The organism is Patescibacteria group bacterium (assembly GCA_040387855.1).
Classification (GTDB): domain Bacteria; phylum Patescibacteriota; class Minisyncoccia; order Phycocordibacterales; family JAKAEA01; genus JAZKCY01.
In genome coordinates, this window is record JAZKCY010000001.1 from 831,241 (window position 1) to 853,827 (window position 22,587).

The 22,587-nt window shown below is 38.7% G+C and carries 15 protein-coding genes, 1 tRNA gene and 1 rRNA gene; all 17 read right to left on the bottom strand.

Annotated features, from left to right (window positions below; translation table 11 throughout):
* Positions 1–195: 195 nt before the first annotated feature.
* Positions 196–268 (bottom strand) — tRNA-Ile (locus V4519_04615).
* Between the two features lie 135 nt (positions 269–403).
* Positions 404–685: a hypothetical protein gene (locus V4519_04620; GenBank protein MES2437263.1), complete on the bottom strand. Its 282-nt coding sequence runs from the start codon at positions 683–685 to the stop codon at positions 404–406.
* 455 nt (positions 686–1,140) lie between these two features.
* Complete coding sequence (locus tag V4519_04625; GenBank protein MES2437264.1) at positions 1,141–1,683, bottom strand: hypothetical protein; 543 nt, start codon at positions 1,681–1,683, stop codon at positions 1,141–1,143.
* Positions 1,684–1,751: 68 nt separating this feature from the next.
* Complete coding sequence (locus tag V4519_04630; protein ID MES2437265.1) at positions 1,752–3,104, bottom strand: hypothetical protein; 1,353 nt, start codon at positions 3,102–3,104, stop codon at positions 1,752–1,754.
* Between the two features lie 100 nt (positions 3,105–3,204).
* Positions 3,205–4,365 carry a hypothetical protein gene (locus V4519_04635; GenBank protein MES2437266.1) on the bottom strand — a complete coding sequence of 387 codons (1,161 nt, stop codon included), beginning with the start codon at positions 4,363–4,365 and terminating at the stop codon, positions 3,205–3,207.
* Positions 4,366–4,440: 75 nt separating this feature from the next.
* Positions 4,441–6,351 carry a hypothetical protein gene (locus tag V4519_04640; GenBank protein MES2437267.1) on the bottom strand — a complete coding sequence of 637 codons (1,911 nt, stop codon included), beginning with the start codon at positions 6,349–6,351 and terminating at the stop codon, positions 4,441–4,443.
* A gap of 75 nt (positions 6,352–6,426) precedes the next feature.
* Positions 6,427–9,735 (bottom strand): hypothetical protein, encoded by a 3,309-nt coding sequence (locus V4519_04645; protein ID MES2437268.1) that lies wholly within the window; start codon positions 9,733–9,735, stop codon positions 6,427–6,429.
* A 253-nt stretch (positions 9,736–9,988) separates the two neighbouring features.
* Positions 9,989–11,514: ribosomal RNA gene (locus tag V4519_04650) — 16S ribosomal RNA — on the bottom strand.
* A 341-nt stretch (positions 11,515–11,855) separates the two neighbouring features.
* Positions 11,856–12,491, bottom strand: a complete 636-nt coding sequence (locus tag V4519_04655; protein MES2437269.1) for a hypothetical protein — start codon at positions 12,489–12,491, stop codon at positions 11,856–11,858.
* A gap of 18 nt (positions 12,492–12,509) precedes the next feature.
* On the bottom strand, positions 12,510–13,655 hold the full coding sequence (locus V4519_04660; protein MES2437270.1) for a hypothetical protein: 1,146 nt from the start codon (positions 13,653–13,655) through the stop codon (positions 12,510–12,512).
* A gap of 567 nt (positions 13,656–14,222) precedes the next feature.
* Positions 14,223–15,137, bottom strand: a complete 915-nt coding sequence (gene secF / locus V4519_04665) for a protein translocase subunit SecF (GenBank protein ID MES2437271.1) — start codon at positions 15,135–15,137, stop codon at positions 14,223–14,225.
* 1 nt (position 15,138) lies between these two features.
* Positions 15,139–16,458, bottom strand: coding sequence for a protein translocase subunit SecD (gene secD / locus V4519_04670; GenBank protein MES2437272.1), 1,320 nt, complete (start codon positions 16,456–16,458; stop codon positions 15,139–15,141).
* A gap of 54 nt (positions 16,459–16,512) precedes the next feature.
* A complete protein-coding gene (locus V4519_04675; GenBank protein ID MES2437273.1) occupies positions 16,513–16,740 on the bottom strand; it encodes a hypothetical protein in 228 nt (75 codons plus the stop codon).
* Between the two features lie 9 nt (positions 16,741–16,749).
* Positions 16,750–20,100, bottom strand: coding sequence for a hypothetical protein (locus V4519_04680; protein ID MES2437274.1), 3,351 nt, complete (start codon positions 20,098–20,100; stop codon positions 16,750–16,752).
* Positions 20,097–20,261 (bottom strand): hypothetical protein, encoded by a 165-nt coding sequence (locus V4519_04685; protein MES2437275.1) that lies wholly within the window; start codon positions 20,259–20,261, stop codon positions 20,097–20,099. Before V4519_04685 ends, V4519_04680 begins: the two co-directional genes overlap by 4 nt.
* A 7-nt stretch (positions 20,262–20,268) precedes the next feature.
* Entirely contained in the window at positions 20,269–21,174 is a 906-nt protein-coding gene (locus V4519_04690; protein ID MES2437276.1) for an NAD-dependent epimerase/dehydratase family protein, read from the bottom strand.
* Between the two features lie 45 nt (positions 21,175–21,219).
* Positions 21,220–22,575 (bottom strand): sugar transferase, encoded by a 1,356-nt coding sequence (locus tag V4519_04695; GenBank protein ID MES2437277.1) that lies wholly within the window; start codon positions 22,573–22,575, stop codon positions 21,220–21,222.
* Positions 22,576–22,587: the final 12 nt, after the last annotated feature.

Consider the following 22,587-nt stretch of genomic DNA (forward strand, 5'->3'; position numbering starts at 1 on the left):
AGAGACATGCAAACACCTCGAGATGAAAACATCGTAATCCCTTACGACGGTAGGTACTTTGACCTACGAACTAACATGAACTCAGATACTGGTTAAAAAACCTCCCTTCTACATACATATATGCAAAATGAGACCAGACTAAATGGTACTACGAATATATAATGTGTCAACCCATGTATTAAGTCCCGACTTGTGTGCGCCAGCCAGGATTCGAACCTGGGACCCCATCAGTATCAGTGATGTGCTCTACCAACTGAGCTACTAGCGCATTTACATTTCCCTGAAATGTAAGTGGAATATATCAGAAAACAGCAAAACAGGCAATATATAATAATGAGGACCCCAGGCACAGTGTGCTGGGGTCCAGAGGATGGGAACGGTACTGTATGACGCGTGGGCTTGATCAGGCGGCTTCGTTGAGGCCGAGATCGCCGAGGTAGTCCTTGTCGGACTGGGCCTCGATGTTCTTGATGCCGATGACGAGCAGGACTCGGTCGACGACCGTGTCCATGACGGGATCCGACGGCTTGTCGTACTTCCCTGCTCGAACCTGCATTGCCACTACCATCTGGTTGATCAGAGCCAACCTTGCAGAGCTCTCCTTGAGCCTATCTGCGATGGACATGGTGCCCGGCGTCTGCGTGGTCGGCTTGGGGTTGCCAGCCGACATGTCTCTCTCGATCATCTAACAATCTCCTTTTCGGCGAAATAGTAAGGTTTTCCGAGTCTAGCCAGGGTCAGTGGCTATTACAGCAAACACGATGCAATGCACGTCCCGAGCAGCAACCCTGCGAGCAGGGTCATCACAACAGGAAGTTTCCGTCGAGCGATAAACGTAGTGATGGAAACAAAGAAAATCATTACACAGGCAATGACCTCACAAAGGTCATCGACAGTGTTCCAATTATCTTTTGGCGTCCGTCCTTGGCCGCCTTCAACGAGTGGAGCATGCTTCGACATATCCGTAAATCCATTCACGGCGAGGTACGAGTGATCGAACACAAAACGCGAGGGTCAAGTCGCGTACAGTATGAACTGTGTATAATAATAGCATATATAACAACAAAAGTCAAGTAACTATGCATACTAAAAAACCCTTTAGGTAAGGGCTTTTTAATGGCTATTTATTCGAAATTTAGGCTAGAAAATTTCCTCGGAAGCCATCTCTTCCTCACTCGTTTCTGTTTCTAAAGATGTGTTTACATCTTGTGACAAGCTCTTTCCGTCCTTTTCTACCCATCCGTAAGCTGACTTAGAAAACTTTGAAAGTGCAGGTGGATTACCAGGTAAAATTGCTCGTACTTTATAGTAATACACAAGATCAGGAACGACAGTAACATCTTCATATGAAGTAACGTCAGTGCCAACTCTTACTACATAGGTTGTATCAGGAATAAAATCAAATGTAGTTGATCGATGAATTTCAAATCCAAGCTCATCCCCTGTCCGATCAAGCCAAGAAACAATAAGCGATGTATCGGTTGCAAATACTTTTGATCCCTCGCGAGTTAGATACTCTTGTGGAGATGGCGCTTTTGCACGTGGTTCGGGTGTTGCAACTGATGTACTTGTGATAACAGCAGCGGTAGTACTGTGTGGTACCAACCCAGCAAAATCACTCAAGGTATATCCTCCCCATGCAACAGCGATAGAAACAGCAGCTATAGTAATACTATTCTTCATAGTACTAGTATAGTCTTTTATTGCTTAGACTGCTTAGTATTTATCCACAGGCTAATAATTAATTTTAATTAAAACGTAAATATATCGGTAACACTTCTGTAAATATATTGGAAAAAGGTTTCCTTTGGTGGAATAACAATCTCAGGAGTAGGTACATGTGCAGAAATCTGAAAATCAAAATAATTTTCTACTCCATAATCTTCGATACTAAATTCTATTGTATTTTTACCACCTGGGGTAAATGTTCCTGCAGCAAGTGTAAGTATATGATCACGAGGCGTTGCGCATCCATGATTGATACTTTCTTCTTTAGAAGCACTATTGGTCCACACTACACTACCGTTAAGTAAAATCTCATTTACTCTATTATCAATAGCGGATTTAACGATGAGAGTTCGCGCATCAGATGGCACAGATACAGTTGTGCTAACTTTCATTCGACTACTTGTTTTTTCTAACGGCCATGTAACATATGCACTTGAGAGAGCTTGTATAGCTAATGGGCAGCCGGCAACAGTACTTACAAATGGTCGTTTTGTAACCTCAATACTCTCAGAATTTTTAGTAACGTTTTGATAATCAATAGCATGATCAGAGGTAAATCCAAACGGAATGAGAACAGTTTCTGTTAATGAAGGATCATATGTTTCATCTACTTTTGACGGAGCGAGAGAAATAGTAGGTCCTTTAATTGATGTAGTCCCGGTTACTTTGCCATGTCGAAATGGCACAACTTTACGCATTCGTCCTTGGATTGCATCTATAGAACCAATTGTATGAACTTCTTTCGATAATACATTCACTCGTGCAATACCAGTTTTAGGATCCGTATCACCTTCTCCAAGAAGTGAACCGTTTAAAGATCTCACGATTACATGCGCTGCCAAGTTTGCTCCAGATACTTCTTCTTTAACTATTACATTGAGTGACGTTAAGATCGCGGGAGCAGCAGGTTTTGGAGTTGTGGGTCTAACTACTGGAGTAGAATTATTTGATTGTGGGACTTGTGGTACTGGTACATATTGTGTAGGTGTAGGAACATCTGGTGTTGGAACAATATTTGTAGATTGTGCTGGAGTCTCAGTATTATTTGAAACAGGTTGTTGAGCTGGTGTTTGCTGACTTCCCGCCTCACCAAAAGTCATCCATCCTTCTTCACTAAAAGATTCTGGTTGGTAATATTCCCCATATTCTCCTTCTGAAGGTTCTCCACCTGAGGAATCATCAAATCCATCAAGAGCATTTGCAGTAAGTACTTTCTGTGACATATCGAGTGACAGTGAATATGGTGAAGCACTAATGTATTCTTTTACATTTGAAATACCACAACGAGTCGTCTCAATGACAACAATTACGAGTAGGATAATGCCAATAGAAATTCCAATTTTAATATATCTATCGTGGTAAATTCGTTTCTTCATAATTGAAATTAATTGTTATTCTATTTTACACCTGAATTGATTAGACTGCTCACCTTTTATCCCCAAACAAAAACCACCCGAAGGTGGTTTTTTTGTTTTACTATTTTTTCTCTCTTAAGAGATCAATAACATTTGAAGTCTTAATTACGTTTCCACTACTATCGAGTGCCATAATCATATAATGATAATGAGTATCTACACTAGGGCTTTTAGCAATCTTTGCATCTTTATATGTCTTAACACTGTGGTTTACCTTTGCTAGTGTTAGGTTGGTTTTTGACATATCTCTTAATAACTGCTCATTAGCTGCGCGACCAGCTTCACTACTTGGACCTGTTGAAACGGCTCGGCGGATCAAGTATGACTTAGCTGGCACTTGTGTAGCATTGTTATCAGTCCATGTGAGCTCAAATCGAGGTGCACCAAGCCATGAATGACTGATTTTCCAATTGAGAGCGAGATTGCTACTTGGTGTAGGAGTAGTTGGAGTTGAAGGAGCTGTTACAGCAGTAGCTGTAAAGGTTACAGAAACAGGATCACTATATCGTGAAAATCCCCTGCTGTTCTTTACTCGTGCTTTATAGGTATATGTTTTTCCAGCTACAACTTCCTTGTCGTTATAATCAATGGTACCAACAGCATCAGTTGCATTAAGTGTAAATTTCTTTGTTCCCGTTCCACCAGTTCGTTCGATTTCAAATCCTGTTTCATTTCTAGAAGGACTTGTAAATTGTACGAGCACTCCACCATTTGCGACTCGAGCAGTGATACTTGTAACTCGTGGAGGGGTTCCTTTTGATACCCATGCAGAATCTACATTTGAGTATGTTGAGAATGTTGACATAACATATGCTCGCACTCGATACCATTTCTGCTGATCTGGAGTATGTGCTTCAGTATCACAATACCCTTTCTTTGGTTTATATTGATCATAGGTAACTCGCTTTATGACACTCCATGTTGCTCCACCGTCAGTTGATCTCTCAATATCAAATCCTCCGTTCACTAAAGCGACACTGTTCCAAGTAAGACAAATTTTATCACTACTACTTGGTACTGAACTTGTACTACCATCAATTACATCCAAGTTTGTTGGAGCCGGTGTTGCACTATTTTGTACAGGACCATAGACTGCAGCAGCAGTTGAATCACCATCTAATTTGAATGGACCAATTTTTGCAAGATACAATCCTCCAATAATAAGTGCTGCGATAACCAAAACTATTAGTATGGGAGCAAATCCCTTCTTCTGGTGTTTCATAAAAGTAATTAATTCTTAATGAAGTAAGTATACCTTTATTTTCTCATTCTCACTGAAGAGTTATCCCCAGAGATATTAATATCCGTCAAATTCTCGCATTTGTTTAAGTAGATCAGATTCAGTATCTCTTATTGTTCCAGAGCAATTAAATCCATCTGTGAGACTACTTGAGAAAAATCCTGCCATACTTCCTTCGAGATCATTCTTAGTATAAGAATTTTTTGTGGCATTATACCAATCTAGAGGATTAATCGTTTTTTTAGGAACACCTTTAGGACTTTTTGCCGCAGTTTCAGCTTGTTTTTGTTTCTGAGCACTTGCAGAGGCACTCATTTCATTACGCATCTTACTTAATTGTGTCCCTGAAGTACCATTGGATTTAGCAAATGCATCAAATTCATTTTCTGAAAGTGCACCATTACTATTCTGGTCAAACTTCTTCATATCATCCCAAAGCTTATCTGTATTTACTCCACCTTTATCGTAGTGCTTTTTCTTCATAGCATATTCAAGCAAAATCTTGTAGTACTCAGGAAGACCATCTGGGAACACAGGATTGTTTGGATCAATAACATGCACCAATGTTTCTTTTCCAGCCTCTTTTTCAGTATCATTTTTATTGTAAGCTACAAGTGTCTTCACCTTTTGCGGACCAGCTTTTGTAAATGTACAAATTGGAGAGGTTAAAACTCGTCTTTCTGTTGTTACAGTTACAAAGTCTGCCTTATTCGAGTTTGGACATAGTGCAGAATAAGTTAATGGAACAGGACCACCGATACTAGTAGCTGATTGGTTTACATCGATGGCTCGAACCTCGGCTTCTATAGAAAGGCACAGACTTGGCTCAGACGATTTAATTATATAGAGCGGCATTGGAGTTGGAAAATGTATAGTGAATGCATCATCTCTATCAAAAATATAAAATTTAACCTTTCCACTTTTCGTATTTTGACTACTTGGATTTGTAGTTGCATTAAATTCAAGAGTGAAATCTTGGGGTAATACAGAATTATCAGCTGTAAATGTTACGGGAATAGTGCATTTTGAATCAGGAGTGCATGTATTACCTCCAGGATATGTAACTGTTACTCCCTTTGGTGGAGTAGTAAGTGCCGATACATTAACGCTAATAGGACTTGGCTTACCTTCAAGAAGTTCTATTATTATAGTATCCGTAAATGCTTGTCCTCGAACAAGACCAATGACTTGGGCTGGAATATACATTTCATAATCAAACTCTTCATCAATAACATTTAATGTTGTGAGGACATAGGTAAATCCACCAAAAATTAAGTCTAAGAAATCTTCAATTTTTTCAATAATATATTCAAATAATGATTGAGATTCTGCTGGAGGTGTTGTATCACCTTCAGTATATCCAACAATAGCAATATCATCGCGATTATTTGATTCTTGTTGTCCAACAGGCTGTGAACCTTCAGACGTTATAGAACTATTCACTCGTGATGGAGATGGATTTGATGTTGGTGTTGTATTCCCTGACGTTGGTATATGCTTAGGTGCAGTTGTTTGCTGTTGTTGTGAAGACTGTGTAGGTGATGGTTCCCGAATTGTTTGAGGTGCAGTATAGGTAGGATTAGGTGTAGAAGTTACAGGAAAATTGCTTATGTTCTGGGCAGGCACTTCAGATTGTGATTCTGAATCTGGATTAGTGTCTATAGGTGAAGTGTCAGAACCTGATGAATCAGAATCAATAGGATTATTATTTTCTGATTCACTTTCGGATGGTTCTTGTTGTTCAGATGGACTATCAGACCCATTTGATTCTTCTATTACTGATTGTGAATCACTGACTGAAGGCTCATATGATGTACCACTTCCACTACCCAAGGCTAAATATCCTGTTGCACTATTTTTTTGTGTTGAAGCACTAGTGTCAAGATTAATAATACTATTGGAAACAATGCTTAATACAATAGCTGAAGCTAAAATTCCACCAACTATTATTTTAGAACGAAAGTCCATATAGTTTTACATTAAGATACTATTAGTATTGAAGCAAATCCCTTTTTTGTGATGGTTCATAAAGGTTATCTGCACTTAGTAAGATCCACTTCCGCTTCCGCTTCCGCTTCCGTTACCACTACCAGAACTATCGTCAGTAGTATCATCTGAACCACTACCACTACCAGAATTATCGTCGGTAGTATCATCTGAATCAGAACCCGAACCACTTCCGCTTCCCGTTTCTGGTTCTGGTTGATTGTATGTTGGACTTTGATATATAGGTGAAGTGGGATTACTTTGATTAGAAGGATTTGTAGGAGTTGTAGGAGTTGTAGGAGTTGTAGGAGTTGTAGGAGTTGTAGGAGTTGTAGGCACTGTCTGAGTTTTCAATGGTGTAATATTAGACGTTGAATTTAGTGATTTGTTAGGAGATATTGGAGTAGTAGGTGTCTCTAGTGGAGTAATTTCAGTAGGTTTTTGAGGCACGTCAGATATTGAGGCTTTTACTAATGGAATTGATTGTTTATAGACTCCTCCAGTATAAGTCTCTACTATCTGAATTCTCTTAGAAGGATTTGCATAACCAGGAGAAGTAATATTACTTATAAGAACTTGAAGCGTCCCAGGTACATTCGTTATAAATGGGCCTATGGTAGTTTTTTCACCAACTACTGTGTAGCTTTTCTGAGCGTTATTAGTTGGAACATAACTTATTGTAAATGCACCTTTGGTAAGAATCTGTCCAGTATCTTTATCTGTTAAAATAATTTCAAGAAATGCCGGTTTTACGACTTGATTTATTGTTGGAATTTTCTGGGTAATCAAAGGAACCTTTGGAGCATCTATAGTAGTAACATTAGGATCAATTGGATATGACACTGGAAAATCTAAAGGTGTTGTAGGAGGTGGTGTTGGATTATCAGATCCCCCAAAAAGGTCATCAATCCAATCAAGGATCTTTTCTATAATTTTAATAATGAAATCGATAAGCCCTCCTGATTCAGAAGTTGAATCCATACCATCACGCGTGAGTTGTATAGTAAGAAAATTTGCCCCTCGAATAAGTGATGTCTCTTTCGAACCAAAATCATAAGAAATCTTTGACGCATTAACGACTACAGTACTTTTTGTTTTGAGAACTACTGCATTTTTGTTAAACAATGCATTTCCAGAAGCATCAGTACTTAAAGTCGTCATAACTGAAGGAGTACTCTTTTGTCGAACATCAACATACGCACTTTCTAACTTTTCTCCCTTAGTGTTTGTTACGGTGACTTGCAATGTCGTACATACGTCGGCTCGTTGATTTATACGATCTTTAAGACTTGAAAGTTGAGCAAGACTTTTATCATCAGTATATCCAAATGGACTGTGGGCTCGGACTAATTCTGGAGTACCGTTTACTTCACCTCCTGTCCAATCGATATAATTTGAATTGTTGGTAATTGAATCTTCGGCAGCAATAATTTGTTGAGCATCACCACTAAAGAGCGCACTAAAAGCCCGGATTATAGGATCATTAATCGCTCCCCCCTTTAAAGCGCTCCATAGAGGTGGATCAACGGGAATAAGTTCAACACACTTATCGTTAAGCTCTTTTACAATGTTATGTGAAATCACTGCCCCAAGTGAAGTGGATACCACAAGTACTTTATGATTCTTTGCTCGAGATGCTTGTATGACAGCCTTGATTTCTTGTATCTTAGCAGCTGATACGGTGCCTCTTCCATTCTCCAATGGAATGTATTTAGTATAAGCAGGATCATTGGCAAAGGTTTTATCTACCCATGCTTTATACTGATCTTTATCATCTCCAGCACTACTCCATCCTCCAACAAAAATTATATCTACTGGACAATCATTGCAAATAGAAGAAACTAATTGCGCAGCGGTACCTGGGACACCTTTTTCTCCCAGTGTACCCTTTTCACCCATTGCACCTTCTAATTTATTTAGAGGTACCTCAGTTGCAGGAGTAGGATCATAGCTACCAGTACCTAAGTTAGAAGGTAGTTCTGGCTGATGTACAGGTGGTGGTACGTATGGCTTGTATTCTGGAATATCAGATGAAGGTGTAAAAAATGATTCTATTACATCTAATATTTGTTTAAAAATAGAAACAAACTTATTTAAAATAGATATAAACAAACGTGGTTCGGGACAATCCAATTCATTTTTATCTTGTTCAAAAGTTACGCAAATATCAGCATGAAATTCATCACTTGATGGTAATACTTTTATTCTAATGTTGTTTGCTTTATCAATGAAACTATTGTTACTGTCCAAAACTTTAAGTAACACCGCATCAGGATTAGCGCCATTTTCTTGTTTTGCAAACGACTTCTTTGTTTCAGCATCAAAACCAAATCCTGAATAATCAGTTGAAACCCAAACATTATATTTAAAATGGGAGCCACCAGTTTCCATTGGAAATTCCAATACTTTAGACTGATCTACTACAGGAAAACCATTGTTACTCTGACTTCGTAGTTCGACAAAAAGATGAGTATCATTATCCCCCACAATATCAAGGCCAACCTTATCTGAATTATCTGCTTGAAAGGTCATACTTGCTATGGAATATGTACCTGTTTTTTTTACTGTTTCAACTTTTGTAGGGCCTGGATTATCTATCTTAAATTTTTTACTTAAAATATCACTAATTTTTAACTTATGAATAAGTGACAATTTCCCATCTTCTATACCCATTATTGTGGAACCATAATTTTGCCCATTACAACTTGTAACTGGATATACAATGTCTTCCGTACCACAATCAACACTCCCAAAATGGCCCAATCCCAATACATGATAAGCTTCATGCATATAGGTTTCAAATGAACTGATACTGCTACCCGAGACATATACCTCATTTTCATTGATCAGTTCTGGCTGATTTATGAATGCACAACCACTTATCTCACACAATATTCCATATTGCTTTGCTGGTGGAGATACAAAAAACACAATGTCATAATCACTGGAGTTTAATAGTGGGTCATATTTGTAAACACCTTTATAAGCATCACTCATCCATCTTTTAATGGTTGAATAATCTATAGTTTTATCTTCTAAAATACTCCCCGTATCAGTTGCTGGTATCTTTTTATTCTTAACCTGGATCGGTTCAGTAAATGAATTCGAATTTATAAAGAACTCCAACTTACTTACAGTATTCGTTATACTCGCAGCATCTGTATCTGATAACTTTATATCCGAAAAAGACATCGGTATTGTTAAGGTTTTTAACTGAGGAGAATCTTTATTTGGAACGCCGCTTACTCCCGCTATACCTGCAATATTATTCTCTCTATGCTGAAGCAAACTATTAACTTCAAAAGTAGAAAAAAAACTTACTATAAAAACTATAGCTGCTGTTGCGAGTATTTGATAATCTTTCACACTCTCTATAATATCACGGCTCTACTATATACTTTTTTTTGTTTTCCCCATAAAAAATATGAGCAACACAAAAGCCACTCTTTCGAGTGGCCTTTGCGACGTATCATTCTTTATTTTGTTCCGTTCAGTTGTGTTCTTTCACACCGTCTGATGCTTTAGGAAATCATCGTTCCATTGCGAACCCTTAAGGAGCCCACAATATCGACTCAATAAGCTAACATACTTCCGAAGAAGGGATGTCAACGTTGTATCAATTTGAAATGTTCCACGAGCAGCTTCCGCTACCCGTGCCTTGTTACGACTTACTCCCTGTCATTGAGCTTACCGTAGGCCATCCGTGGATGGACTTCGGGTATTCCCAACTCCCTTGAGTTGACGGGCGGTGAGTACAAGACTTGAGAACGTATTCACCGCAGTATAGCTGACCTGCGATTACTAGCAATTCCGGCTTCATGAAGTCGAGTTGCAGACTTCAATCCGAACTGGCGCTGGGTTTCTTACGATTTGCTCTGAGTCGCCTCTTTGCGTCGCGTTGTCCCAGCGATTGTATTATGTGTGTAGCCCCAGATATCAGAGGGACATGCTGACCTGGCGTCATCCTCGCCTTCCTCCCCCGCACAAATTAAGAAACTTGTACGAGTACGTTTTTGTTCGCACCTCGCGCAAAGTTCGTTTCCGAACTTATGCGGGGGCAGTCTCGCCAGACACTTGTAACTGGCAACGAGGGTTGCGTTCGTTACCCCACTTAAGGGAACAATTCAAACCACGAACTGACGACGGCCATGCATCACCTGCCTAACTGCCTTGCGGCTGTAGCGGTTTCCGGTACATTCAGCTAGGTTTCAAACCCGGGTGAGGTTCTTCGTTTACCGTCGAATTAAACCACATAATCCACTGCTTGTGCAAGTCCCCGTCTATTCCTTTGAGTTTTAGCCTTGCGGCCGTACTACCCAGGCGGATCACTTAACGCGTTAGCTACGTCCCTCAGAGGGTCGATACTCCGAAGAACTAGTGATCATCGTTTAGGGCGTAGACTACTGGGGTATCTAATCCCATTCGCTACCTACGCTTTCGTGTTTCAGCGTCAGGAGTGCGCCAGTGAACTGCCTTCGCATTTGGTATTCCCCATGATATCAACGGATTTCACCCCTACTCCATGAGTTCTGTTCACCTCTCGCATCCTCTAGTTGTGCCGTTTCTCTCGCATGCCCCCGGTTAAGCCGAAGAATTTAACGAAAGACTAACACAACAACCTACACACCCTTTACGCCCAATAATTCCGGATAACGCTTGGAGCACTCGTATTACCGCTGCTGCTGGCACGAGTTTAGCAACTCCTTATTCTTAGACTGGTCAATGACTTCCTAGTCTACAAAAGATCTTTACATCCCGAAGGACTTCATCAATCACGCGGCGTCGCTCCATCAGGCTTTCGCCCATTGTGGAAGATTCTCGACTGCGGCCACCCGTAGGTGTATGGACCGTATCTCAGTTCCATCGGTGGGGGTCACCCTCTCAGGTCCCCTAAACGTCATAGCCTTGGTGAGCCGTTACCTCACCAACTAGCTGATATTCCGCAGGCCGCTCCTTTAGCGATAAATCTTTACTCCGAAGAGACTATCAAGTATTAGCTAATCTTTCGACTAGTTATTCCTGACTAAAGGGTGCGTACCTACGTGTTACTACCTCGTCTGCCGGTTGCCTTGCGGCCCCCTTGACTTGCATGCCTTATCCACGCCGCCAGCGTTCATCCTGAGCTAGGATCAAACTCTAATTATAAGATTATACTCATAAGTTCTCTACTGACCGAAGTCTGTAGAGAAATGTTTGGAGTCGAACGGAACAAAATAAAGAATAATATACTCTCGCATTTATACGCTCGTCAATCTTAACTCAGTAATGTGCCTCTCGCATTGCTATTTGAGAGGCTTCTGGAATTATTTATAAAAGAATTTTCTTGGAACTTGCTGTTCTCAAGTATTCATATTTCAAAGTACCTGCCCCGCTTGAAACATTGCTATTTCTAGTGAGGTAAGTACCAGTATACGGATATATAAAAGGAAGTCAAGACGAAATTATAATTATGCCTTTAAACCCAAAATATGGCTCTAAATATGAGCCTATTTTACAAAGATACTGGAACCGACTACAGATTCAAACAACTTCTCCATATTTTCTATATCTTTAGAGTGCTGAGCATCCACTTTTTTGATTTGTGAGACCTTATCTGTATAAAGTGCCTCCCCATTAGTACTATGAAGAAATAAGCTTATTTCATAACATTTTGCATCTTTTAACACTGCATACTCAGTAGTTTTATAGGCATTACCAGCCCCAGCATCTTCAAAGATACTTTTAGTAAAAGCTGTGCCATTTAGAACTACGTCTGTTGTTGATACAGCTCGGTTTTCAGGATTGCTTGGAATAGCAGTACATTTGTCATGAAAGACCACATCTATTCGAGCCTCTTTAATTAAGTGAGTTTCAAAGTATGGTTTTGTTTCAGGAATGTTGAGACTGAAAACTTCTTCCCCATCTTCGGGTATAAAGTCAGTAGGTGCCTTAAATGTAATAGTCCCCTCACCGGCTTGAAATGTTTTCCAGCTATCTGTATTGAGTATCGTACTTTGGAGTGAATTTCCATCAGGACTATTCGATCCTCTTGTGAAAACGACAAAACCAACAGCTACAATAATAACTACAATTAAAGTTATGAGTATCCTTATATTCTTCTTATCCTTATTCCTCTTCTTCATACCTAAATTGTACTCTTTTTATCGAGTTTTAATAGGAGTTGGAGTTTTTGAAGGAGTAGCTGGTGCAGACACACTTGGTCCTAGCAAGCCACCAAATGCCTCTTCAATAATAGTTTCAAGCTCTACTGCATCTTTTGGAGCCTCTACAGTTACTGGCTTATTGTAATCCTTAATAACCATTTCTCCCTGCATAGTTATAGTTGTCTTTGTTTCAATATCATCAACAACAGCGGGATTTAATACTACTTTATAAATATTAAAATCACTTTTTCCAATCCACACTTCTACTACAGGATTTTGCTTATCTGTTCCTCGCACAATATACTCTTCCATTTTCTTTTGCACTTCAGCATCTTTTTCTGCCTTTGCTAAAATTTTGAAAAGCATATCAGTATTTACTCGAATTTTGTAGTGATACGAATTCACTCCATTTATTTTTTCATCTCCCATGTTTTCAATAGATTCGATATATTCAAATTTATTGAGTTCATCTTTTACTTCTTGAGGAATATCATTTGTTGTTACTGTTGATGTGGCCTCTTCTGTAATAATCCACTTTCCTTTAAATCCAGAAACCATACCTTCCACAAATCCAATGATTCCTGCTGTTAATGGATCAGGAGTTACTGGAGTATATGAAACAGAAAAATCATTAAGCTTGATATAAATCTGATCATCTATCCCTCGAGCTGAAAGATCAATCTTTCCTGATATGTCACCTTTTTCTGTTTTTGCACTAATATCACCTCCCATAGTTAAATCTACTTTTGGACTGTCGGGATTTGTTACATCAGATGAACCTTCCATTTTTAGGGTGAATTCGGCACTCTCAGCTGCAATTATATTATTTGCAGTATCCTTCTCTGCTTGGACATTAAATTTTGCATTTGCAGAAAAATAAGCAGATTTTGTTGTCTGTGCTTTTTCGTATGCTTTCAATAACACCTGCTTTGGCTCAAGCTTTTGTTCTGCAAATTTATATGCAGCTGCAGCAACTCCAGCAACGAGAAGTAAGAGCACAATTATTGCAATCCATTTTGATGCTGGAGATTTTGGTGATGGTGCTGAATCGTATGATTGTACTGGAGGAGTATTTTGTACTGGAGTTGAATTTGATTCAACTGCTGGAGTTTGTGGCACAGGTGTAGGTTGAGTAGGTTCCATAAAAATATATAATAATATGCTCATCATTATACTATGTAAATAAAAAATCGTCTTGCACAAGGCGTGCAAGACGTTATCCCAAAGAACATCAGTCGATTCTCTCGTCACCCTCTTTCCGACCACGGGCATCTACCGTACGAGGTACCAGTACCGTCGCACGAGCCCTCCGATGCGGATGAAGATGCATCGTGGCAGGCACAGGCTGATCATGCATCGAAGCCGCAGACAGCGCTCCATTGAGCCCACAAGCCGGACCTTCTTCACGCGTAGCCCCGCGATAACGAGGTTGCCGACCATGAGACCCACCAAACATGTCAATTCTATCTTGCCGCATAACAGACCTCCGTGCGAGTAAGAACTGTAAACGAAAAACGAGCCCCGATTCATCGAGGGCTCGCTTTTGGCTATATTGAGAGAATGAATTCTTCTATCTAGACACAAGCGAAACCTCGACCGTTGTTGTAATGGTCTTAATGAGGGTCTGAAGGTTTCGCTTAATGAAATTCATGATTATTTTACGATACTAAATTCTTTTTGATGAGTCAATTATCTTTTTCCACACGGACATTATTTCTTTGCCTTTCGATTCTGAAGTTTTTCAAGAGTAACGAGTAATGGTGATGCTACGAAGATAGAAGAATATGTTCCGGCAACTACTCCCATGAGCAACACGAATGCGAAGTCTTTTGTTGTAGATCCTCCAACATAGTAGAGCACCACAAGCACGAGAAAAATAGTAAGTGAAGTATTGATAGAACGGCCAAAAGTTTCTGATACACTCTTACCTACTGTAATATCAAAGCTTTCTTTTCTATTTGCTTCTTTGTTATCTCGAAGATGTTCTCGAATTCGATCGAATACCACAATAGTATCGTGAACAGAATATCCAAGAACCGCGAGCAATGCCGATACGAAGAGCACGTCGATTTCCCCGCCTGTGTAATGAGAATAAATCACAAAAATTCCAGTTGGAATAATCACATCGTGAATGAGTGAGATAATTGTTGCAAAACCGAACTTCCAACTTGCTACAGGTTCTGATACTTTTCGGAATGCATAGGTAATAAACAACACGATACATAGAATCACAACTGCAATAGCTGCAAATGCTTTGTTTTTGAGTTCATTTCCTACCACTGGGCCAATTGAGTCATATCGCTCTACGGTGGTTGATGCAGTATTGTTTAACGAAAGTGTTGAAAGTAATGCCTGCTTTTCTGTATCATTCAACTCTTTAGTTTTAACGACATATGAAGTATCGCCTGTTGGTTGCAGAATGAAGTTACCGAGATTCAGTTTCTCTACATTACTATTGAGCGCTGACTGTTCAGGTCGGCCGTTTGAGTATGAAACCTCGGTGATTGTTCCTCCCTTAAAGTCAATACCGATATTAAATCCATACTGGTACATTGCCCATGCAGATACCAAAAGAAGTATAGCTGAGAGCGCGAAGAATATTTTTCTGTAGGTTACAACAAACATATTATTTTGAATTAGGGGTGGTTAGATTGCGTGCTCGTAAACCTGAACCAAAGAGGAATCCACTGACCTTTCCTGGATTCTTTGTGCTTAGTGCAAACAAGAATGTTCGAGATACAGTAATTGCAGTAAACATACTTATGAGTACTCCAAGACCAAGTGTGAGCGCAAAACCTTTTACTGATGATGTTCCAAGCCAGAAGAGCACTACTGATGTGATAAGACTTGAAACGTTTGAATCTCGAATTGATAGCCAAGCTCGATGGAATCCTTCATGCATTGCATCATGTAGATTCTTGCCTTTTCGCAATTCTTCTTTCATTCGTTCAAAGATAAGAACATTGGCATCAACGGCCATACCTATAGAAAGAATAAATCCAGCAATACCTGCAGCAGTAAGAGTTACAGGAATAAACTTAAATGCAAGCAATGAAAGAATTACATACATCACCAAAGCGACAGTAGCGACAAATCCTGGTAACCGGTACCAAAGAATCAAAAATAGAGCAATGATTGCAAAGCCCCAAATTCCCGCTCGAATTCCAGCATTTAATGCTGAAGCGCCGAGTGATGGACCAATGGTTTGGGTTCCTACATGCTCAATAGGAATTGGAAGTGCACCGTTTTTAAGATTATCTACCAAAGCTTTTGCTTCAGCATTTGAAAATCCTCCAGTAATTTGTGCTTCACCATTAGCAATTTCACTTTGAATTACTGGCTGAGAAATAATTTGATCATCTAAAAAGATCGCGAGTACTCTTCCCAAGTTTTCTCGTGTGATCTTTGCAAAAAGCGTTGAACCTTCATCGTTAAAAACTAGTGATACTGTAGGTCCTCCAAATTGATCGAAGGTAAGCTGTGCTGTTTCAAGATACTGACCTGTAAGCCCAGTATCAGTAAACAATTCACCAATAGTCTTTGTTGTTGTTCCTGCTGTTAAAGCGGCTTCTCCCTCAGCGGTAAGAAGACGGAAATCTAGACGTGGAGTTTTGCCGATAATATTAATTGCCTCCTCTGTATTTGTTACACCTGGCAATTCAACAACAAGCTTTGGCTCATTGTTAAATGCATTTGCACCTTCAAGCTGTACGAGCTGCTCACCCACACCGAAAGGATTAATTCTCTTTTCGATAAGTGTTCGAAGAGAATTAAGTCGATCATCAAGATCTTCTTTTGGTACGTCTGCAGTATTTGCCTTATAGACAAGCTCGGTACCTCCTGCCAAATCGAGACCAAGTTTGTATGATGACTTAGTGTATACAACCCACCCCAAAACGACCATAACAACCAATAATATAAGAGCCCAGATGCGGTATTTATTCATAAATTTCGTATATATGTAGAGGTATCCTAGCTCAAATAAGCGTAGAAATCAATGCTATCCTAAATCTTTAACAGCTTTTTCAAGTGTGTTCATTCCTTCTTCTAGATCACCTACAACTTCTTCTTGAGCTTTAGATATATCAGCATCGAATGCATCAACATCTGCAGCAAGTGAATCCATATCACTTTGAGATTTTTGAGCAAAGGCTGCCATCTGAGCATCAAAATCTGCTAATTCTGGATCAATGTCATTTGTATCATCTTGAGTATGTTGTGTTGACATAAATTATTATTACTTAATAAAACTGTTTTGGAATTTTCTAAGTGAATCATTAACGAGACTCTGCTGGGGAGAATCAATAATCATTCTATTTATTGCAACATAGGTTTGATATATCCACGCAAAATCACTTGGTTTATCTAATTTTAACTCTTCTATTGATTTAGCACTTGTGATTACCTTGAGGGCATCTTTAACTAATAAAGTTTCTGCTTGTTTTTTAAGATACTCCTCAGCAACTGCTAAGAAATTTTTCCCCGGTTTAAAATCAGGAATAACAAGTTTATTTGCCCTAATGAAATCATTCCATGCGTCACCATACTTTGCCAAATTTTCAGGTCGAATCTTTAATGCTTCAGGAGCTGTATTACTCTCAGTAGTATCGAATCTATCATATCTACTTGGATCCACTTCTTCCATATCACCTTCTTCAACGGTTGAATCACTATTATTGTTTAACCCTAGATCCTCAGCCAAATCATCATCTTCATCCTCTGCTGAATCTTCGGACTTATTTGAGTCAATATCATATTCACCACCGCGATTTGGAAGTGTATCAACTTTTCTCTTTTGTCCAAAACGCTGGAAATATCTTTTATTATCCACGAATGTCTTAAGTTTTTCTCGAGGTCCTGTCATGTGAGCAAACAAGTCACCCAACTTTCGTCTTCGATCACTCAACAATTTACGAGCTTCAGCAATCTTTGCTTTCCAATGTTTAACCTCATGTTTTCTAAGACTTTTATCTCGTAGCTTTTCTTCTATTTTACTGATTAATCCTGTAAATTTTTCAATATCTTTTTCAAGTTCATTTTCACGATCTTTGAGTGCACCATATTTCTTTTCATAAGGAGCTGCCTTTTCATCTATTCTTCGAGTTATATCACCAATTATCGCTTCGCGTTGCGCCTCAAATGCTTTCAATGTATCTTGTGCAGTTTCGTATTTTGTTTCAAGCTTATCCAACTTAGTTTCGCACTCTCGCTTTTTTACTCGTAGATCACGCAAAGATTTTTGAATCTCATTTTGCTTCTTTTCAGAAATCCCCTGAGCAGCCTGCTCTTCAAGATATGCAATTTTACTTAGAATTGAATCTCGTTGTTGTGTAAGTCGGGGTATTTCTTGTTTAAAGATTCTCAACTTTGAATAGTGCTCCTCTACTTTATCTTCTAATTTTTCTGCACGCTTTGGATCTCTGATTGCATTAATTCTTTCAGCTATAGCATCTCGAGTTTTTCCTATAAACTCTCCAAACTTACCTTGAAAGAGACCTCTTCTATTTTTCTTTGAAGATGGCGTTGTTTCTATTTTACTATCTGGCTTAAATGGTGGTATTACTTCTGAATCAGGTTTCAACTTTAACTCTTCATCGATAATTTCAGGAGTAAGCTTTCCTGATTCTTCTTTAGGGAGATCCTGGTCTTTAGTATCTTTTACTTCAGGAGTAGGTTCAGGCTTTTTGCTGTTCATTCCTAAAGCTTCATCAATAGCAGCGTCATCTAGTGGTGCTTCTGGTGGGGGCAGATTTTCTGCATCAGTGTTAACTGGTACGGGCTCAGCCTCAGCTGCTGGTTCTGGTGGATTGATTTCGGTTATAAGTTTTGAGATTTCTTTATCTGCATCTTTCAAACCACTAATTGCAAAATGTGTACTACTCGTTATACGCCCTACTGTTTTAACATCATCATTTATTAAATGATTAAGCCATCGGTGAGCACGGTCTAAAGTTGTAATAATATTTGTTACAGTTTCAGACTGATGTGATCCCTCAAGAGTTTTAAATTGGTTAAGTGAATCAGTAAGACCTTGAAAGACATCGCTTATAATCTCCTCATTATATGCTTTAGACTCTTCAAGATTTTTCAAAACCTCAACATACAAATTAAAATGCTCTTGATATGACTCTAATGTTCCTGGATGATCTTTAATAAAATCGAGCGTAAGAGGAATCATTTCTGGAGCGTCAGGAATTTTTTCTGCATTATCTTTTACCTCAGCACTCGTTTCTGCTGCAGTTTCAGCTTTCTTTGCTGCGAGCTCCTTTCCAAAATTTTCAATATCACGATAAGCAGCATTGAGAGCTGTAAGTGCGGCGTGCAAACTCTTACCCTTTTCTCTAGGATCATGTTTATTTTCTTTAACTTCTTTGAGGGCAGTCAGAGCGTTTATTATATGTTCCGAACAATTAGTTACACTTTTAAAATCTGCAAACTTTGATTCATTATGTAAAACTACATCACTATACATAAGCTGCTCCCGAATGAGATCAATATCTTCGTCTCGTAAATCTTGTTGTCCGGTTATAGCCTTATCGACAGCATCCCCATATGAATTGAACTGCGCTGAAAAGATAATTAGATCAGTAGGGTTTTGTTTTAGATCTTCTACGGATAAAGTAGTAAAATCAATTAAATCATCTTTATTATAATCAAATCTTCGTGCTGGTTGTTCAGTACTTTCAGCAGCTGCTTCTGCAACTACGGGTTCTACAACAGTATCTCCTTCAGCAACTGTTGATTCAGCAGGAATCTCAGCCGGAGCTTCAGCTAGTACTGGCTCTGCTTCGGGCTGTACTTCAGCTACAGTAGGCACTGAAACTTCTGTCATTAAAGCATCTAATTTAGTTCTCACTTTTGTTAAAGATTCCTTGATTCCTTCCAGTTCCTGTTGATGATTATCACCTTTGGCAAATGTAAGTAAATTCAATTCCCCTCTTGCTTCAATAACGTGAGACCGAACTTCTGCCGCTGCGAGTGATTGCGATTCAAATCTTTGTAAGCACGAATTAATCTTGTCTAAAGCTTTCTCTATAAATACATCTTGAGAACTATCAATCGTTTTTGTAGTAGCCAAAATCTTATCAACCATTCTTTCGAGCTGATCTACACTATCAAAAAAAACATTCAATCGATAAGGATCTTCCTTAAGACTATCCAATGTAAGAGCATTTAATTCACTCAAATCAACAGGCGCTTCATTTAACCCTTCTGGAGATTCACCCTTTTTTAACGTAGCTTCTACGTTACCTGTAAAATCCGTAGCTATCGCCTCTGCACGGTCATGAGCATCAGGCATAATAGCAGCCGCCTGTTCAGCTGTTCCACCTTTATCTATAAATCTATTCATACCTTGCTGAGCTAATTCATCAACATCATCAACAGCAGCTTCTGCTGTTAGATCAACATGAGTTCTAAGTGCTTCTGGTGTAAAAGTTTGAGCTTCCGGCCCTGTTTCACTAGCATCCAGGGTAGATTCACCTTCACCTCCCTCGACTCTAGTAGGATCTCCTGCATTTAATTGACCTTCGAGATCGCCAGGAGCTGGTTTGAGAATTTTATCAGGGCCATCCATTGTTGAAGTCATATTTGTGAGAGTTCTTTTCTTAATTGATCAACCTTACTTTGTTCTAACTTTGCCATCGCTTTTTTCAACTCTTCACGATATTCGTTTTTAAGTCCTTCAATTTTCTCCAGAAATTCTCTTTCTAGTTCTTTAATTTCTTCTACTTGAGACTCAGTTAACATGAATCAATTATACAATGTTTTCTATACTCTTCAATTCAGCTATCCCCTGTTCTAAAGATATTTGCGGCTCCCAGTTAAGTAATTTTTTTGCTTTTGTTGCATCTGCACGACTATTTTGTGCTTCAAGACGAGCTGGTACATAAACAATGTCACCACCAATTAATTGAGCAAACATATTTATAGTATGATTTTTACCTGTTCCAATATTTATAACTTCTCCTTTTCCAATATTATTATTTTCCATTGCTAGGATATTTGCCCGGACAACATCATAAACATGCGTAAAATCTCTTGTTTGTTCACCACTACCAGTAATAGTGAGTGGTTTACCTTCTTTTTTTAGCTTAATAAAATGAGCAATTACTGATGGATATGCTCCACCAGCGCTTTGTCGAGGTCCATACACATTAAAATATCTAAATGAAACTGTCGGCAATTGATATACCATGCTCCACACTTTGCAATATTCTTCACCAATATATTTGTGAAGTCCATAAGGACTCTTTGGCTGAGGAATCATAGATTCTTCCCATGGTAAAACGGCTTGATCACCATATGCCGCAGATGACCCTGAATATATAACTTTTTTTACTTTTGCTTCATGTGAAGCAATAAGCACATTGAGCATGCCTGTAACATTTATGTCATGCGTGCGATCTGGATGTTCGAGTGATTCTTGAATACTTGGCACTGCAGCTAAATGAAATACATAGTCTGCACCTGAAATGACAGCAGTTACTCCTGTTTTATCTATGATACTAAGATGATGAAATGTAGCATCAGGGTGAATATTTTCTTTTTTACCTCCTGATAAATCATCAATGATATGAACATTAAAACCCTTTTCTACAAGGGCATGCACGAGGTGTGAACCAATAAATCCTGCTCCTCCAGTAACGACAACTTTATTCATAATATATCTATGATAACCCAGTTTTATCTTATTTTGTTACAAGACTTATTTACCAGCGATAGATAATAATTTCTTTACAGTTTTAAGTGCAATAGTTATATCCAGTAAGAATGATCTGTTTTTAAGATAATACAAGTCATATGAAAGCTTCTCCTTGGTTTCAATTACTCCCACACCATGGTGAGCATGATTGTCGTGATAGATTTGTGCCCATCCTGAAAGTCCCGGTTTAATTGTATGGCGAATCCCATAAAAAGGAATTTGTTTTTGATACTCAGCAACGAGTACTGGTAATTCTGGGCGTGGACCAATAAGTGATATATCACCTTGTATTACATTAATAAGCTGAGGAAGCTCATCAAGTCTTGTTTTTCTAAGGAAAGTTCCAATTTTTGTAACTTTATTATAGGCCCTACCCTGCTCATCATATTTTCCTGCACCAGCAGTGGTCATGGTTCGGAATTTTATAATCCACATTGATTCTCCATCTTTACCTATTCGTTCTGTGAAAAAGAAAAGCGGGCCCTTATCTTCTATCTTTATAGCAATATATATAAACGGATACACGATAAAAGAGATAAGTCCTAACGGTAAAGCAATTGCAATATCCATAATTCGCTTAAGAGTATCGTACGCTCGTGTTGGTATAAAAGAAATATTTTCTAAGAACCAATCTTGAGTGATAAGTGATAACGGAATACGATCAAAAACAGTTTCATACATTTTATGCATATCTACAAACATAATCTGCGAGAATATACGGTCATACAAGACTGGAATTAATGGATCAATCTTTGGATGCTTAAAATCAACAACAAGAAGAGATACCTTTCCAGCAGCTATCTCTTTTGAAATAAGTTCAGCTGCTTCATTGGCATGAATATGATCAAGATCTATTTGATGAGTAAAATGGATACTATATCGTTCATGTTTATTTACTTCGTCATACAGCTCTTTCATTTCTTTGCCTCGGGCAATAAGCACAGCTTGCTGCTTTTTTGCGCCACCAAATAATGAATACCCCCAAATTCTCCATATATATATGAGTAGCAATGAGACACTTAAATAAATAAACAGATTTGTTTTTGGAGTAATTTCATAAAATGGAATAAAATAGAAAAACAATACAGCAATGATACTGTTTGTAATATGAGCCTTTAAAATATTGCTCGACAAACCATTACGTAAAATAATTGCTCTCTTTTCATACAGTCCTCCAATAAAAAATACAAGTAGCCACACTATGAAAAGAATAGAAAACGGCACTAAGTGACTATATAAAATACTGTCATCAGGAATCTTTTGATATCTAATGAGCAACGTTACCCACAACGATGCATAGAATATTAGTATATCTGTAAAAAACAAGAGAAATGGAACCCGTTTATTGAGTGCGTTCATGAATGTTTTGTG